Raw genomic sequence first — 15,185 nt, forward strand, 5'->3', positions numbered from 1 at the left:
CTCATCACGGTCGGAGGCGTGGGCGAAAGCATGGTCGGAATGATGTCCGGAGCAGTGTTTCTCGGGCGCGACGCGGAACTGGACGCTGTGCGGAGCGTCATCGCGCGGGCGGAGTCGGGAGAGGGCGGTGTCCTGGCGGTGCACGGTGAGGCGGGCGTCGGAAAGACCTCCCTGCTGTGTCAGGCGGTGACGTCGGTGACGAGCGGCCCGGCGGCCCGGATCTCGGCGATCGAGTCCGAGTCGGACCTGCAGTTCGCGGGCCTTCAGATGCTGCTCACCCCGTTCCTGGACGATCTGCCAGAGCTGCCCGAGCCGCAGCGTCGCGCCCTGAGCACCGCGTTCGGCCTGGAGAACGGCCCGCGACCGCAGCGCTTCCTGATCGGCCTGGCCACGCTGAGCCTGCTGGCCCAGGCCGCTGCCCGGCAGACCGTCGTCTGCGTCGTCGACGACGCACAATGGCTCGACCGCGAGTCCGCCGACGCCCTCGCCTTCGTCGCACGCCGCATCGCCTCCGACCGCATCGCCCTGCTGATCGGCATCCGCGCGTCGGACCGCTCGGAGTCCCTGTTCACCGGTATACCCACGCTGCAGCTGCGCGGGCTGCCGGCGTCGATCGCCCGGGACCTGCTCGGTGACCGACGCATCGACGCCGCTGTCGCCGACCGGCTGGTGAGCGGCACCGGCGGCAATCCCCTGGCACTGCTGGAACTCACCAGGGAACTCAGCGCGGATCAGCTCTCGGGCGCCGCCGCCCTGCCGGACCCGCTGCCGGTGGGGCGACGGCTGGAGGACGTCTACCGGGAAAGGGTCAGGGCGGTTCCGCCGGCCACCCAGACCCTGCTCCTCGTGGCCGCGGCGGAGACGTCGGGCGACGCGGACCTGGTGTGGCGGGCGGCGGAGCGGCTCGGCTCGCCACGGGCAGCGGCCGTCCCGGCGGAGGACAGAGGATTTCTCGTGCTGGGCCAGGGAGTCGAGTTCCGGCACCCCTTGATGCGATCGGCGGTCTATCACGGTGCACGAGCGGCGGAACGGCGCCGCGTCCATGAAGCCCTCGCCGCCGTGGACGACGTACCCGAACGGCGCGTGTGGCACCGGGCGCTGGCCGCAGTGCGCCCCGACGAGGAGATCGCCGCCGAGCTCGAACGCTCGGCCGGCAGGGCTGGAGCCCGCGGCGGTTACGCGGCCACGGCCCGGCTGCTTGGCCGCGCCGTGGAACTGACCGCGGACGAGTCCCGGCGCGGCGCACGGCTGCTGGCCGCGGCCCGGGCCACGCTGGAGACCGGCAACCTGAGCGGAGCCGAGGCGATGCTGGAGCAGGTGACGCCCTTGCTGCCGGCGGGCCCCCAACGGGCCGGCCGGCTCCGGATGCTCGCCACGATCCGCTTCGCCCAGGGACAGGTACGCCAGACGCTCCCGCTGCTGCTGGAGGCGTCGCACATGCTGCTGCCGCACGACGAGCGGCAGGCCCGCGACACCCTCTTCGAGGCCCTGGAGGTGGCGACCTGGAGCGGCAAGGACGCCATGCTGCGGGTGGCGCGGACCCTGCGTGCGCTGGGCAGCGTCGCCCCGGACACCGCCTCGCCGACCGACCTGCTGGCGGAAGCGCTGACGGCACGTCTCCTCGACGGTTACGACAGCGCCTATCCGCTCTACCGCCTGAGCACACAGCGACTCCTGGACAACGATGACCTTCGCGGATTCAACCTCGGTGTGATCGCCGCGAGCGAGATGTGGGACCTTGACCAGCAACTGGCCCTGACCTCGCGATGGGTCGAACTCGCACAGGCACGCGGCGCCTACAGCGCCCTCTCGCTGGCCCTGCTGCTGCGAGCCCTGTCCGAGCTGTGGCGCGGCAATTACCCGGCCGTACGCGAGTTCGGCCAGGCCGCGACGGACCTGTCCGACCTGACCACCCGGCAACAGGGCAGGACCGGGAGCGGAATCGAGCTGCTGTATGCCATGACGGGGCCCGAGGAGGCTGTGCGGGACGCGGCGCAGGCGCACATCCGGGAGGCGACGGCCTTGGGCAGGGAGCACTACGGCACCCTCGTTCCCGAGCTCGCGCTGTGCCAGCTGGAGGTGGCCCTGGGAAACTACCCGGCCGCGCTGACCCACGGTCTGCGTGTCTTCGCCGCCGACGCCCCAGGGCCCACCTGCGCCAACGTCCTGCCGGAACTGATCGAGGCCGCGCAGCGCTCGGGGGACACGACGACCGCGCAGACCGCGCTCGGGCGACTGCGGACGGCGGCGACCGCCAGCGGCACCCCCACCGCTCTCGGCCTGCTGGCACGCTCCCGCGCGCTGCTCGCCGCCGACGACGAGGCCGAGGCCCTCTACGTGGAGGCGATCGGCCTGCTCGAGGCTTCGCCGGCCCGGCCGCAGGCGGCTCGCGCCCATCTCGTCCACGGGGAGTGGCTGCGCCGTCGGCGCCGCCGGCGCGAGGCTCGTGAGAGCCTGCGCACCGCGCATGCCATGTTCGAGGCCATGGGCGCCGAGTTCTACGCCCGGCGGGCGCGGGTCGAACTGGCCGCCACGGGCGAGCGCATGCGGCGCCGGCCTGTCGACACGGTCGAGCAGCTCACCCCGCAGGAGGCGCGCATAGCCCGGCTGGCCTCCTCCGGGGTGCCGAACCGGGAGATCGCCGCGCAGTTGTTCATCAGCCCCAGCACCGTCGAGTACCACCTGCGCAAGACGTTCCGCAAGCTCGGCGTGACCTCGCGCGGGCAGCTGCGGGACGCCCTGGAGGCGACTGGGGATCTCAAGGATTCGGGCGGCGGCGAACCCGCCCTACGGTGACCCCGACCGTGTCCCCATCGAGAGAGGTCGCCATGCAGGATCCCGCTCTTGAGCTCGACGTCATCGAGGAACTCGCCTGGGACCCGCGCATCGACGCGACCGCCGTCGGTGTCGATGCCGAGGAGGGCACCGTGACCCTGCGCGGCACCGTCAGCAGCCTGCGGCACCGGCGGGATGCCGTGAAGGTGGCCCGGCGCGTCCGAGGCGTGCTGCGTCTGCGCGACGAGCTGGAGGTGAGGCTTCCACCCGCGCACCGGCGCGACGACACCGAGTTGAGCAGCGACGTTCTCCAAGCCCTGACCCTGGACACGGCGGTCCCCACCACGGTGAACGCCTACGCGCAGCACGGTGTCGTGACCCTGATGGGATTCGTCGACTGGCACTGTCAGCGGTTGGCATCGGAGGCGGCGGTGGCCAACGTCCTCGGGGTTCGCGAGGTTGTCGACCTCATCCGCCTCCAGCCCACGGGGACGGCCGATCCGGTGGCTTTCCTGCGGGCCGCCCGGCGCGCCGGCCTTCCGTCATGCGTGTCGCTGGAGGCGACGGACGGAACGGTGACGGTGAACGGAGCGGTCCACACCCTGAGCGACCACGACCGTGCCCTGGCCCTGGCCTGGTCGACACCGGGCACGGTCGCGGTGAACGACCGGCTCTCCGTCGTACCGGCATGATCCCCACGGCCGATGGCCCCGGGCCGCCCGCCTCAGGACGCGACGCCCAGGGCCCGCAGGAAAGACGCCTCGTCCATGAACCCGTACTGCTCCGCGATCAGCCCTTCATGCCAGCGGCACACGGTGACGAACGCGACGTCGAAGCTCCGCAGCGTCGGTGCGACGTCGGTACCGTCCGCGAGCCGCAGCGGTCGCGTCATGCGCCCGCGCAGCCGGGCGACGGTGCAGGTCTGGTGCCCTTGCCCGAAGGCGACCACGTAGGGCTGGGTGACCACCTGGTTGTCGGGAAACCGCGCGCAGAACTCGCGGGCACGCGCCACGTGTTCCTCCCGTCCGTGCGGGCCGTCCTGGCCGGACGCGTAGGCCACCAGGTCCGGTGCGAGAAGGGCCTCGTAGGCCGACCAGTCCCGCTCGTTCCAGGCGTCGTCGATGGCCCGCATGCGGGTGAGGTTGGAGATCATCCCGGCGTCCTTCCGTGGTCCGTCTCGTCTCCAGGGGGCCGAGGGCCGCCGCTGGGCAGCGCCCATCCAACGGCAGCCGATTCCCGCGAGCCATACGTCACCTGACGGTTCATCGGCCTGCGCGTCCTGGCGGTCTGCCGCCCCCGTCCGTGAACCCCACGTCCGGCCGTCCCTCCGGCCCCCAGCTCACTTGGTACGAGGAGGAGATCCACCATGCCGACCGAGCCCCCGCATCCGTACCCACCTGTGACGAGCTCCGTCGCGCCGAGCCCGGCACACCTTCTCGGCCGTACGGCAGACCTGTCGTACTTCGCCGACATGCGCGAGCGGTTGACGACCGAGGGAACCGGCATCGCCGTACTGCTGGAAGGCCCCGCCGGCGTGGGCAAGTCCGCGCTGCTGGACGCCGCCGCCGACAGCGCGCGTGCCTGCGGGATCCGTGTCCTGCACCTCGCCGGGGTCGAGTCCGAGGTGGCCCTGGCCTACTCCGGTCTCCACCAGCTGCTCTTCGGCCTGCGGGACGGCTTCGACCGACTGCCGCAGGGGCAACGCGATGTACTTGAGCGGATCCTGAGCGTGGCCCGTGCCGGCACCCCGCCCGAGCGCTTCGCGGTCTCGGTGGCGGTCCTGGAAGCCTTGCGGCGCACGGCCGACGAGGGCCCGGTCCTCGTCGTGATCGACGACGTGCAGTGGATCGACCCGGCCAGCTCGGACGTCCTCGAGTTCCTGGCCCGACGGCTGCGCGGCCTTCCGGTCGACGTGCTGGCCGCGGTCCGGGCCGGCACCGCCCACGCCCTCGACCGCCAAGGGCTCGTACGCCGCCGGATCGAGACCCTTGACGAGGAGTCGTCCGCCGCACTGCTGCGTTCGGCCCACCCCGGTCTGGCGCCGGGGGCGTTGGACCGACTGCTCCTGGAAGCGGGCGGCAACCCGTTGGCGCTGCTGGAGCTGCCGACGCTGCTGACCCGGGACCAGTTCACCGGGCAGGCCCCGCTGCCGTTGTCCCTGCCGGTCGACGAACGTCTGGAGGCGCTGTTCGCCCCCAGGGTCCGCGACCTTCCGGCGGAGACCCTGGAACTGCTCCTGGTCGCCGCCCTGGAGGGAACGGGCGGGCTGCGCACGATCTGGGCGGCGTACCCGGGCGGCATGGAGGCGGCCGACAGCGCGCTCGGTCCCGCTGAGGAGACGGGTCTGGTACGCGTGGATCCGCGAAGCGGCCTCATGGTCTTCCGGCACCCTCTGGTGCGCTCCGCGATCGTACGGACGTCCCGGCCCCGTCAGCGACGCCGGGCACATCGTGCCCTGGCGAGGGCCCTGAGCCGCGAGCCGGAACGGCAGATCGGGCACCTGATCGCCGCTGCTCTGGGGCCGGACGCCGCATTGGCCGAGGACCTTGAACGGGCGGGCCAGGAAGCGCTGCGCCGCGGCAGCGGGGCAGTGGCCGTGACCGCGCTGCGCCGGGCGGCCGAACTCAGCCCCGAGCCGGCACTGCGTGACCGGCGACTGGCGCATGCCGCGTTCGCCGCGGCCCAGTCCGGTGCCCTCGACATCACCGCCGTGCTGGTCAGCGACGACTACTGGGACCAGGCCTCGCCGCACGACACGGCCCGGGCGGCCGTCGCCAAGGTGTATTCCCTGCTGGAGCGCGACGGCGACGCGGCGGCCGCCCACCGGCTGCTGATCAGGATGATCGACGGACTACGCAAGGCCGAGCAGGACACAGACGACGAAGAGGCCCGCACCTCTGCGCGCGACGTCATGGCCGAACTCCAGTTCCTGCTCGCCCTGGTGGCGTTCTACGCCCAGCGCACCGACCTGTGGCGCGACGTACTCGGACGCGCCGGGGAGGCTCCCGACCACGTGCGCCTCTGCTACACAGCCCTCGACTCGCCCCAGGAGCGGGCGTTGGAGGTCCACCATCGGATCCGGGAGGCCTTCGCGGCCCTCCCGCACGACGTCGGCCCGCGCCCTGTCACCCAGCTGTCCATCGTCAGCGTCTACTACGACGAGGCCTCCGAATACCGCGACCGATGGCTGAAGATCGCACGGCGGTCCCAGGAGGGGGGAACGTTCATCCACTGGTCCTACGGCACCATCCTGCTGGGCCACGAGGCCTTCTTCGCCGGCCGCATCGCCGAGGCCGAGTCCCTGGCCCGCGACGGTATGGCCCTCGCGGAGGAACTCGGCTACCGACTCTCGGGATTCCGACTGGCCTCGCAGCTGGCCCTGACCGCTGCCGTCCGGGGCGACGCCGACACGGTCGCCTCGATCACCCGCGACATCCTGGACTGGAGCACACCTCGACGCCTGGGGCTGCTCCAGGTCTCCGCCTGGCAGGCCCGCGCACTACTTGCCCTCGGGCAGCGGGACTACGAGACCGCGTACCACAACTGCTCCCTCGTCAGTCCGCCCGGCACGCTCCCGCCGCTGAACCCGCGCGCGATCTGGTCCGTCTACGACCTGGTGGAGGCCGCCGTCCACACCGGCAGAAGGGCTGACGCGCGTGCCCATGTCGCGATGGCGCAGCGTGCAGGTCTCGCCGAACTCTCGCCCCGGCTCGGCATGCTGACCGAGGCGGCCGCCGCTCTGGCGGGCCCCGCGGAACAGGCCGACAGCTCGTTCCGCCGGGCGTTGGCACGACGGGACGTGCATGCCCCGTTCGACCGCGCCCGCGTACAACTCTCCTACGGCCGATGGCTGCGCACCCACACAGTGGACGGCGCGGCCTCCATGGCAGGTGAGCAACTGTCGGCCGCGCTACGGACGTTGGAAGAGCTGGATGCCCGCCTGTGGGCCGCAGCCGCCCGCGCGGAACTCGACGCCCTGGCCGGCACCCCCGCCCCGCGCCCGCTCACGGACACGGGCCCACTGACTTCGCAGGAACTGCAGATCGCCCAACTGGCCGCCACCGGCCTGAGCAACAAGGAGATCGGAGCCCACCTGTTCATCTCGCCCCGTACGGTCAGCACCCACCTCTACAACGTCTTCCCCAAGCTGGGAATCCGCTCCCGCGCGGCCCTGCGCGACGCACTGCACGGAATCTCCCGACCGTGAGCCCGCATGGCAACCGGCGGCAATACGTCACGGGATCCGTCATATGACGCTCACGAGGAGAGAGACACCTCCCTAGCGTGAGAGCCATGTCCGCACATGATGAACAGCAGATCGCAGCCGCCAACGCGTCCGGCAAGACGCCCGTCGTGTTCGTCCACGGTTTGTGGCTCCTGCCCAGCAGCTGGGACCGGTGGGCCGCCTACTTCGAAGAGGCGGGCTACGCCGCCGTGTCGCTGTCCTGGCCGGACGACCCGGAGACCGTGGAGGAGGCCAACACCCATCCCGAGGTGTTCGCCGGCAAGACCGTCGGACAGGTCGCCGACCATCTGGCAGGCCTGATCAGCAACTTGGATCAGAAGCCCGTCGTCATCGGCCACTCCTTCGGAGGGCTGCTCACCCAGATCCTCGCCGGCCGCGGCCTCGCCGCCGCGTCGGTGGCGATCGACCCGGCCCCCTTCCGCGGGGTCCTGCCCCTGCCGGTCTCCGCACTCCGCGCGTCCGCTCCCGTGCTGAGCAACCCGGCCAACCGGCACCGGGCCGTGCCGCTCACCTTCGAGCAGTTCCGCTACGCCTTCGCCAACGCCGTCAGCGAGGAGGAGGCCAAGGACCTGTTCGAGACGTTTGCCGTACCGGCACCGGGCGCCCCGATCTTCCAGGCCGCGACGGCGAACTTCAACCCGTGGACCGAGGCGAAGGTCGACACCGAGAACCCCGACCGCGGCCCACTGCTGATCATCTCCGGCGAGAAGGACCACACCGTGCCCTGGGCCATCGCCAACGCCTCCTTCAAGAGGCAGCAGCACAACCCCGGAGTCACCGAAATCACCGAGATCCCGAACCGCGGGCACGCGCTGACCATCGACAGCGGCTGGCAGGAAGTCGCGGAGACCGCCCTCACGTTCCTGCGCCGTTTCGTCTGAGAACGCCAACCGATGCCCGGCGCCCGGCGCTTCGACGCCTGGCGCCGGTCTCGTCACCTGCCCCGGCTCTTCACACCTTGGCCGTGCCGACAAGGATCCCACGACACCGTGAACACTGAACGTGACACAAGACCGGGCCGAAAGAGGCAGGAGAGGACGGACACCAGCCGCGAGGACGCGCCGGAGGTCCGGGCCACCATGCCGCCGTGGCTTCCCAAGGCGATCGTCATCGCCCTTGTCCTGACCGCCGCGTTCGAGGTCACCGTCTGGGCCGCGCGCCAACTCCTCGGCCTCGGCACGGTGCTGCTCATCTCCTTCTTCCTGTCGATGGTGATGGAACCGGCGGTGAGCCGGCTCCAGGCCCGCGGTATGGGCCGGCCAACGGCGACACTGCTCGTGTTCGGGATGACGATCGTGGCCATCGGCGCCTTCGTCGCCGCGATGGTGACGCTGCTGATCGACCAGGCCACGGAGGTGTCCGGTCAACTGCCGGAACTGGCCGGCTCCCTGGTGGATTGGGCCAACCGCACGTTTCACACCGAGATCACCACGAAGGGGCCGGTGTTCGACGCCGCGCGTATCGAGTCGTACGCACGGCAGGCCGCGGACCACGTCTGGGGTCTGTCCACGACGGTGATCGGCGGAGTCTTCGAGCTGCTCACCGTCGCGCTGTTCGCGTACTACTTCACCGTCGACGGTCCGCGCCTTCGGCGCAGTGCTCTCTCGCTGCTCCCCGCGCAGAGGCAGGCCGCGGCCCGTCGGGCGTGGCAGATCGCCCTCGCCAAGACCGGCAGCTACGTCTACTCCCGCGCCCTTCTCGCACTGTTCTCCACCGTCGCCCACTCCGTGGCCTTCACCGTCATCGGCATCCCGTACGCGGTGGCTCTGGGCGTGTGGGTAGGTGTCGTATCGCAGTTCGTGCCCACGGTCGGAACCTACTTGGCCGCGGCACTTCCGACCCTCGTGGGGCTGACGGTCGAACCACTCGACGGCCTGTGGGTGGTGGTCTTCGCGACCGCCTATCAGCAGGTGGAGAACTACCTGTTGCAACCACGCGTCACGGCCCGCACGGTCGAGGTGCACCCCGCCGTCGCCTTCGCGTCGGTACTCGGCGGTGCCGCTCTGCTCGGAGCGGTCGGTGCCGTCATCGCCATTCCCGCCGCGGCCACCGTCCAGGCCTTCGTGGCGACGTATCTGCCTCGCTACGAGATCTCCCCGGCCTCCGAGTCGGCGAATGCACGCGCCGACCGGCAAGACCCAAGCGGGGACCCACGAGTTCGTGGTGCCGGCGGGTGATGCGCTCGGGTCCGCAGTGAATCGTGGGAGCGCTTTCGGCCATAGATCTGACTCCCCGTCAGTTCTCGCAATTCTCCCCCTGCCCCCACAGGCGGGACGGCAACAGTGAGGCCGCGGCCCTGGACCAGGGCCTGTGAGCCGCAGTCTGCCGTCCCCTCATGCCTGAGGAAGCCATGACTCCTACCCCCCACCTCACCGACCCGACCGCCCGTATGGAGCGGCCGGCTCCGTTCCAGCCCGCTGATCGTTCCCTTCTTCCGGACGCCGGCATCGCCACGGTGGACATCGTCGTGCCCGTCTACAACGAGGAAAGGGCCCTGCCCGGCTGTCTGCGCACCCTCCACGCCCGCCTGTCCGAGGGATTCCCCTTCCCCTGGCGGATCACCGTCGCCGACAACGCCAGCACCGACGCGACCCTCACCACCGCCCGGCGTCTCGCCGGTGAACTCCCCGGCGTCGGGGTCGTCCACCTGGACCGCAAGGGCCGCGGTCTGGCGCTGCGCACCGTCTGGGGCGCCAGTGACGCGGACATCTTCGCCTACATGGACGTGGACCTGTCCACCGGGCTCGACGGACTCCTCCCCCTGGTCGCGCCGCTGGCCAGCGGCCACTCGGACCTCGCGATCGGTTCCCGGCTGGCGCCCGGCGCCCGCACCGTGCGCGGTCCGCGTCGCGAGTTCATCTCCCGCTGCTACAACGGCATCATCCGGCTGACCCACGGTGTCCGATTCACCGACGCCCAGTGCGGGTTCAAGGCGGCCCGTACCGAGGTGCTCCGGCCGCTGCTGACGGTGACCCGCGACGACGCGTGGTTCTTCGACACCGAGCTCCTCCTGCTCGCCGAGCACAACGGACTGCGCGTCCACGAGGTGCCGGTCGACTGGGTGGAGGAGGTCGACACCCGGGTCGACGTGGTGAGCACCGCCACCGACGACCTGCGGGGCCTGTGGCGCATGGCACGGCTCAAGGCGGCCGGCGGCGCCCGTGTCGACGTACGACCGCGTCCCGCACCGGCAGCCGAGCACCCTGACGCCGTCCTCGCGCCCCCCGCCCGACGCGGCGTCCTGTCGTGGGAGGTCGGCTGCTTCCTCGCGATCGGTGCCGTCTCCACGGCCGGGCAGGCCCTGCTGTACTGGCTGATGCGCGGCTGGTGGTCACCGGCCGTCGCCAACCTGATCTCGCTGCTCGTCCTCACCGTGCCCAACACCGAGGCGAACCGCCGCCTCACCTTCCGGCACGCGGCGACCCGGCCCGCCCGCGCCCACCTCGGCGCCGGGGGCTCTCCAACGCACGTGTCCACACCCCGGAGGGCACCCGCATCCCCGTCCGCGTCGGTACGGCCGAGGCCGGTCCGGCGACCGGCGGCACCGACCGCCCCGGGCGCACCGCGGCTTCACCGCCGTTGCCGGAGCGCCGCCCGATCGCGGTCATCGAGGTGGCCGACGAGGGACCAGGCCTTGCGCCGGTCGACGCCGAGCTCGTCTTCGAGCGCTTCTACCGCGCCGACCCCGCCCGCTCCCGCAACCACGGCGGCAGCGGCCTCGCCATCGCCGCGACCATCGCCGAAGGCCACGGCGGCCGCCTCGAACTCGACACCACCTCAGGCCAGGGCTGCACGTTCCGCCTGGTCCTGTCCCTGGCCCACTCCGGCCAGAGACCTCGCTGATCCAGAACGTGGTCGGGAACCCGGGGCTCGGTTCGGTCGTCGGCAGCAACGGCGCGGGACCCGTGAAGTCGAAGGGCCATCAGGAGGGAGTCGACGTCCGACGGATCCGCTCCCGCCGTCCGAGCCCGTCCATCGCGACGGCGCCTCACCGGGCTGCCCCTCACCCCAGCTCCGTCCGGTTGAACCGGCTCCAGTAGTAGGTGTCGGTCGATTCAGGCGTCCGTCAGCGCGGGGCCGAGAAGGTGGCCCAGGGAGTCGGCCAGGAGGTGCAGTGGATCGGCCGTGTCCACCGGCAGGCCGACGGCGATCCACGCGGAGAAGAACGACTCGGTCTGGAGCACCGCCATCAGCGCGCGCTGGCGGGCCTCCGCCGGGTCGACGCCTCGCCAGCGCTCCGGGTCCGAGATGAGCAGGCCGACATAGCGCTCGTGCGCCTCGACGTACTGTGCGCGGCCGTCGTTGATGCTGCGCAGGGCCGTCGGTGCGGCCGCGTTGGCGACGCGGCGGATCGGCGCCATCTCCCGCCACCGGCTCTCCGCGCCGTCGAGCCAGGACCGGATGCCGGCCCGGGTCCACTGCGGCAAGGCGGCGAGCTCCGCGTACGCCTCCTCCCGCAACTCGTACACGCGCTCCACCAGGGCGTCGACGATCTCGGCCTTGCCGGTGAAGTGGGCGTAGACGGTGGCCCGGGTGACCCCGGCGGCCTGGGCGATGTCCTCCATCCGCGCGTCCAGGAAGGAGAGTTCGTCGAAGACCGAGACGGCCGCGTCCAGCAACCGGCGGTGGGTGAGCCTCTTCTGCTCCTCACGCAGGTTTCTGCGGGGCGGGGCGGTCTGCGGCGGGGTGGAGCGGCTCATGGGTTCACCATACGCCGTGTATGGTGCGAGCCGTTTACCCTCGCGGCTCTGACCAGGGCCTTTACCTTGGTACGGGATGAATCATGCGTCTGGGAGCTTGCCGCCTCTACCTGCAAGTTCCCGGGAGCTCCCGGCGAAGTGTGCATGCCTTGTGCACTGCAAGAGAGTGCCGCCACCGGCGGCCGCTTCGACCCCGACACCTGGATCCGCCCACTGTGCGCTCTGGTCGTAGCGGGCGTGGCCGCGTACGCCTCGTACGTACACCAGCGGGAGTTCGCTCGCCAGGGCGGAGCGGATACGGTCAGCGCCTCGTTGTGGAAGGAACTGCGTATCGGCGCGGCTCGCTCCAGACAGTTGGTCGCTCTGGTCAGAAGTGGTCATGTCGAAGTAGTGGGCCAGTAGCCACTACGAGGTTCTTGGTCTGCCGGCGGCGACTGCGGTCCAGGAGCGCATGCTGCTTCCTGGGCGGCCATAACCTCATCGCCGTGCTCGAAGGCCCATGCGCCAACGGCGTCGATGGGCGCCAGCAAGGTCCGGCCCAGAGCGGTGAGCTGGTACTCGACCCGTGATGGTGCGTCAGGGTCTGCCTGCCGGTCGACCAGCCCGTTGAACTGAAGCCGGCGCAGAGTCTCGGTGAGGACCTTGGAACTGATGCCCCCGATCCGCTCCCGCAATTCGACCGGGCGCCTGGGACCGTCGCGCAGTGCCCAGAGCACCACGGCGTTCCAGGTGTTGGAGAGCAGGTCGAAGGCGAGGCGTGCGCGGCAGTCGGCGAGGAAGGCGTCGGTCGTCACGCACCAAATGGTGCCCGAACGGCTGTCTAGCGTCGGTGTGAATGGTCGAAGCGGGCACGGAGAGGGAACGCGTGATGAGAATCGGCATCCTGGGCACGGGCAACATGGCCGACGCGCTTGCCACCCACTGGGTGCGAGCCGGGCACGACGTGATCGTCGGGGGGCGGGACGCACACAAGGCGGAGCGGCTGGCGACGCGTATCGGAGGGGGCGCGAAGCCCGGCAGTCTGCGCGCGGCGGCCGACTCCGGCCAGGTGGTATTGGCCGCGCTTCCCTTTGGGGTGGGAGTAGACGTAGTACGGGACCTGCACGTGGCCCTGGAGGGCAAGGTGCTGCTCGACTGCTCCAACCCTGTCGGGCCGGGCTTCCGGCTGCTGACGGAAGGAGGCGCGTCAGCCGCGCAGCAACTTGCCACGGCGGCACCGGGAGCCCACGTGGTCAAGGCTTTCAACCTCTGCCACGAAGACGTGTGGCGCATGCGGCCGCCCGTCTTCGATGGGCGGCCACTGGCCGTTCCGGTCTGCGGGGACGACGAGACGGCCCTCGGGCGTGTACGCGAGTTGGTGCAGGACGTGGGCTGTGAACCTGTGGCCGGCGGCGGTCTCGAACGTGCGGGACTCCTGGAGGCGACCGCCGCGCTGTTCATCGCCCTGTGGGTCGGTGAGGGAGCGGATGCGCAAGCAATCGCACCTCCCCTGGCATATGCGGCCGGACCGAGCCACGAGGAAGAGGAAACGGAAGGCGGTACGAGGGCTTTCCGTCAGGGGCCCAGGTGACCAGCTCATGCCGGTCACGTTGGCTGCCTTGGAGTACCGGTACTTCTTTCCGCGGCTCTGTTCGAGGGGCGGGTGGGGGACCCCGAGGTTGTCCTCGATGCGTGCCGCAACTTGTCGGCGTTTGATCGCCGCAGCCGCCATCCGGGGCCGCTCGACCGCTCTATCCGCTAACATAGAATAATTAGATAGATAAATAGCCGACTGGTGGCGAGGAGTGGCCGTGGACTTCGGGCTGACCGACGAGCAGGACCTGTTGCGCGCGACGGCACGGCAGTTCGTCGCCGACGTGTGTCCGGCGGAGAAGGCCAAGCAGTGGGACGAGGAGGGCGTCGTACCGCCCGAGTTGTTCCGCGGTATGGCCGACCTGGGGTGGTTCTCCCTCCCGTTCGGCGAGGAGGAGGGCGGCGACGGCGGTGGGCCGCTGGAGCTGATCCTGATCGCCGAGGAGCTGGGGCGGGCCAGTTTCGACGTCGCCATGTGCTACATCGGCGTCCTCATCCCCGGGATCACGGTGTTCCGCTGGGGCAGCGAGGCGCAGCGCGACTTCATCCGCGAGCAGATCATGACGGGACGCCACCGGCTCGCCGTCGGCCTCAGCGAACCGGACAGCGGATCCGACGCGGCGGCGCTCCGCACGACCGCCGAGGACCACGGTGAACACTTCGTCGTACGCGGCCAGAAGGCGTGGTGCACCGGCGCCGGGCTCCCCGACACCACCATCGCGACCTATGTCCGGACCGGGCCCCGCGAGCCCAAGCACGGCGGCATCAGCCTGCTGCTCGTCGACCCGGGGACGCAGGGGGTCGAGGTGCGCCGGACCCCGACGCTCGCCCGGCACATCCTGGGCACCAACGAAGTCTTCTTCAATGACGCCCTGGTCCCCAAGGACAATCTCGTCGGTCCGCGCGACGAAGGCTGGAAGGTCATGCTCTCCAACATCGAGTTGGAGAAGGTCATCATCAGCGGGGGCTATCTCGGGGCCGCCCAGTCCACGCTCGACGAGATGCTGGAGTACGCGCGCACCCGCCATGCCTTCGGGCGCCCGGTCGGCAACTTCCAGTCGCTCGCCCACGCCATGGCCGACCTGCAGACCGAGATCGACTCCGCACGGCTGCTCGCGTACCGTGCCGCCTGGCTGCTCGCCCAGGGCAGGCCGTGCACCCGTGAGGGCTCGATGGCCAAGCTGAAGGGTTCGGAGACCTACGTGGCGGCCGCCCGGCTCGGGATGCAGGTCTGCGCGGGGCACGGCTTCTCGACGGAGAGCGTCATGAGTTTCCGCTACCGGGAGTCGATCGTGGCCACCATCTCCGGGGGAACCAGCCAGATCCAGCGCAACGGAATCGCCCGCAGCATGGGACTGCGGTCCTACTGATCCCGGCTGTCGCCCTCCTGCTCGGCCAGCCACTCCTCGTGCCGCGCGAAGTGGCCCGGGTCCCGGGTCACCCAGATCCCGGAGGCCCGGGCCAGCACGGCCCGGGACGACAGCAGCACCATCTCGCCCGCGATGTACCAGCGTGAGCCCTCCCGCCGCTCGACCCAGGCGCGGACCTGCAGCGGGCGTTCGACCGGCACCGGCTTGACGAAGCTCACGCTCAGTTCCGCCGTCACGCTCAACACCCGGTGCAGCAGCGGGAGATGACCGAGGCAGTCGTCCAGCACCGCGGCCGTCCAGCCGCCGTGCGCCACATCGGGCCCGCCCTCCTGGTTCCGGGGGCAGGCGAGCTCGAACCAGGCCACACCCTCCGCGTCGAGCCGCTCGCGCTCCACCCCCAGCCGGCAGGAACCCGCCCCGCGGCACGCACCGCACAGCGCCACCCCGCCCGGCGTCCGGGGCGGCTCCTGGAAGTCCGCGCCCGCCCACTGCCCGGTGCCGGGGACCGTACTCGACATGCTG

11 protein-coding genes and 2 pseudogenes are annotated in these 15,185 nt (G+C 71.0%); 9 read left to right on the forward strand and 4 right to left on the reverse strand.

The genetic code is table 11. The features are described 5' to 3' along the window. Positions 1 to 18: 18 nt before the first annotated feature. Together ABZ848_RS03910 and ABZ848_RS03915 are read left to right on the forward strand one after the other, a co-directional pair. A complete protein-coding gene (locus tag ABZ848_RS03910) occupies positions 19 to 2,796 on the forward strand; it encodes an AAA family ATPase (RefSeq protein ID WP_360824795.1) in 2,778 nt (925 codons plus the stop codon). A gap of 8 nt (positions 2,797 to 2,804) precedes the next feature. Next, positions 2,805 to 3,467, forward strand: a complete 663-nt coding sequence (locus ABZ848_RS03915; RefSeq protein WP_360824798.1) for a BON domain-containing protein — start codon at positions 2,805 to 2,807, stop codon at positions 3,465 to 3,467. A 32-nt stretch (positions 3,468 to 3,499) separates the two neighbouring features. Here ABZ848_RS03915 and ABZ848_RS03920 read toward each other — a convergent pair whose 3' ends face one another. Further along, entirely contained in the window at positions 3,500 to 3,928 is a 429-nt protein-coding gene (locus ABZ848_RS03920) for an ester cyclase (RefSeq protein WP_360824800.1), read from the reverse strand. A gap of 213 nt (positions 3,929 to 4,141) precedes the next feature. Between ABZ848_RS03920 and ABZ848_RS03925 the strand changes: the two genes are divergently transcribed. From ABZ848_RS03925 to ABZ848_RS03945, 5 genes and pseudogenes are all read left to right on the forward strand, one after another. Further along, entirely contained in the window at positions 4,142 to 6,982 is a 2,841-nt protein-coding gene (locus ABZ848_RS03925) for a LuxR family transcriptional regulator (protein WP_360824803.1), read from the forward strand. An 86-nt stretch (positions 6,983 to 7,068) separates the two neighbouring features. Next, the gene (locus tag ABZ848_RS03930; RefSeq protein WP_360824806.1) at positions 7,069 to 7,902 is read left to right on the forward strand and encodes an alpha/beta hydrolase; all 834 of its coding nucleotides are present in this window, start codon (positions 7,069 to 7,071) and stop codon (positions 7,900 to 7,902) included. Positions 7,903 to 8,010: 108 nt separating this feature from the next. Then, positions 8,011 to 9,198: an AI-2E family transporter gene (locus ABZ848_RS03935; RefSeq protein ID WP_360824808.1), complete on the forward strand. Its 1,188-nt coding sequence runs from the start codon at positions 8,011 to 8,013 to the stop codon at positions 9,196 to 9,198. Positions 9,199 to 9,410: 212 nt separating this feature from the next. After that, positions 9,411 to 9,965 (forward strand): annotated as a pseudogene (locus ABZ848_RS03940) (glycosyltransferase); the annotation flags it as partial. 512 nt (positions 9,966 to 10,477) lie between these two features. After that, positions 10,478 to 10,864 (forward strand): annotated as a pseudogene (locus ABZ848_RS03945) (sensor histidine kinase); the annotation flags it as partial. Between the two features lie 212 nt (positions 10,865 to 11,076). On the opposite strand, the gene ABZ848_RS03950 reads toward ABZ848_RS03945, so the two are convergent. Beyond that, complete coding sequence (locus tag ABZ848_RS03950) at positions 11,077 to 11,721, reverse strand: helix-turn-helix domain-containing protein (protein WP_360824811.1); 645 nt, start codon at positions 11,719 to 11,721, stop codon at positions 11,077 to 11,079. A gap of 377 nt (positions 11,722 to 12,098) precedes the next feature. Continuing rightward, positions 12,099 to 12,515 (reverse strand): helix-turn-helix domain-containing protein, encoded by a 417-nt coding sequence (locus ABZ848_RS03955; protein ID WP_360824814.1) that lies wholly within the window; start codon positions 12,513 to 12,515, stop codon positions 12,099 to 12,101. Positions 12,516 to 12,589: 74 nt separating this feature from the next. Between ABZ848_RS03955 and ABZ848_RS03960 the strand changes: the two genes are divergently transcribed. Together ABZ848_RS03960 and ABZ848_RS03965 are read left to right on the forward strand one after the other, a co-directional pair. Next, positions 12,590 to 13,291 (forward strand): NAD(P)-binding domain-containing protein, encoded by a 702-nt coding sequence (locus tag ABZ848_RS03960; RefSeq protein WP_360825810.1) that lies wholly within the window; start codon positions 12,590 to 12,592, stop codon positions 13,289 to 13,291. Between the two features lie 220 nt (positions 13,292 to 13,511). Next, positions 13,512 to 14,663, forward strand: coding sequence for an acyl-CoA dehydrogenase family protein (locus ABZ848_RS03965; protein WP_360824817.1), 1,152 nt, complete (start codon positions 13,512 to 13,514; stop codon positions 14,661 to 14,663). Here the strand turns inward: ABZ848_RS03965 and ABZ848_RS03970 are convergent. Continuing rightward, positions 14,657 to 15,181: a PaaI family thioesterase gene (locus ABZ848_RS03970; protein WP_360824819.1), complete on the reverse strand. Its 525-nt coding sequence runs from the start codon at positions 15,179 to 15,181 to the stop codon at positions 14,657 to 14,659. The two genes, ABZ848_RS03965 and ABZ848_RS03970, sit on opposite strands and share 7 nt — an antisense overlap. Positions 15,182 to 15,185: the final 4 nt, after the last annotated feature.

The organism is Streptomyces sp. NPDC047081, assembly GCF_040643775.1.
Lineage (GTDB): Bacteria > Actinomycetota > Actinomycetes > Streptomycetales > Streptomycetaceae > Streptomyces.

Coding starts and splice junctions, on each gene's coding strand:
- ABZ848_RS03920 (WP_360824800.1), bottom strand. CDS start 3,928: ATGATCTCCAACCTCACCCGCATGCGGGCCATCGACGACGCCTGGAAC.
- ABZ848_RS03925 (WP_360824803.1), top strand. CDS start 4,142: ATGCCGACCGAGCCCCCGCATCCGTACCCACCTGTGACGAGCTCCGTC.
- ABZ848_RS03930 (WP_360824806.1), top strand. CDS start 7,069: ATGTCCGCACATGATGAACAGCAGATCGCAGCCGCCAACGCGTCCGGC.
- ABZ848_RS03950 (WP_360824811.1), bottom strand. CDS start 11,721: ATGAGCCGCTCCACCCCGCCGCAGACCGCCCCGCCCCGCAGAAACCTG.
- ABZ848_RS03960 (WP_360825810.1), top strand. CDS start 12,590: ATGAGAATCGGCATCCTGGGCACGGGCAACATGGCCGACGCGCTTGCC.
- ABZ848_RS03970 (WP_360824819.1), bottom strand. CDS start 15,181: ATGTCGAGTACGGTCCCCGGCACCGGGCAGTGGGCGGGCGCGGACTTC.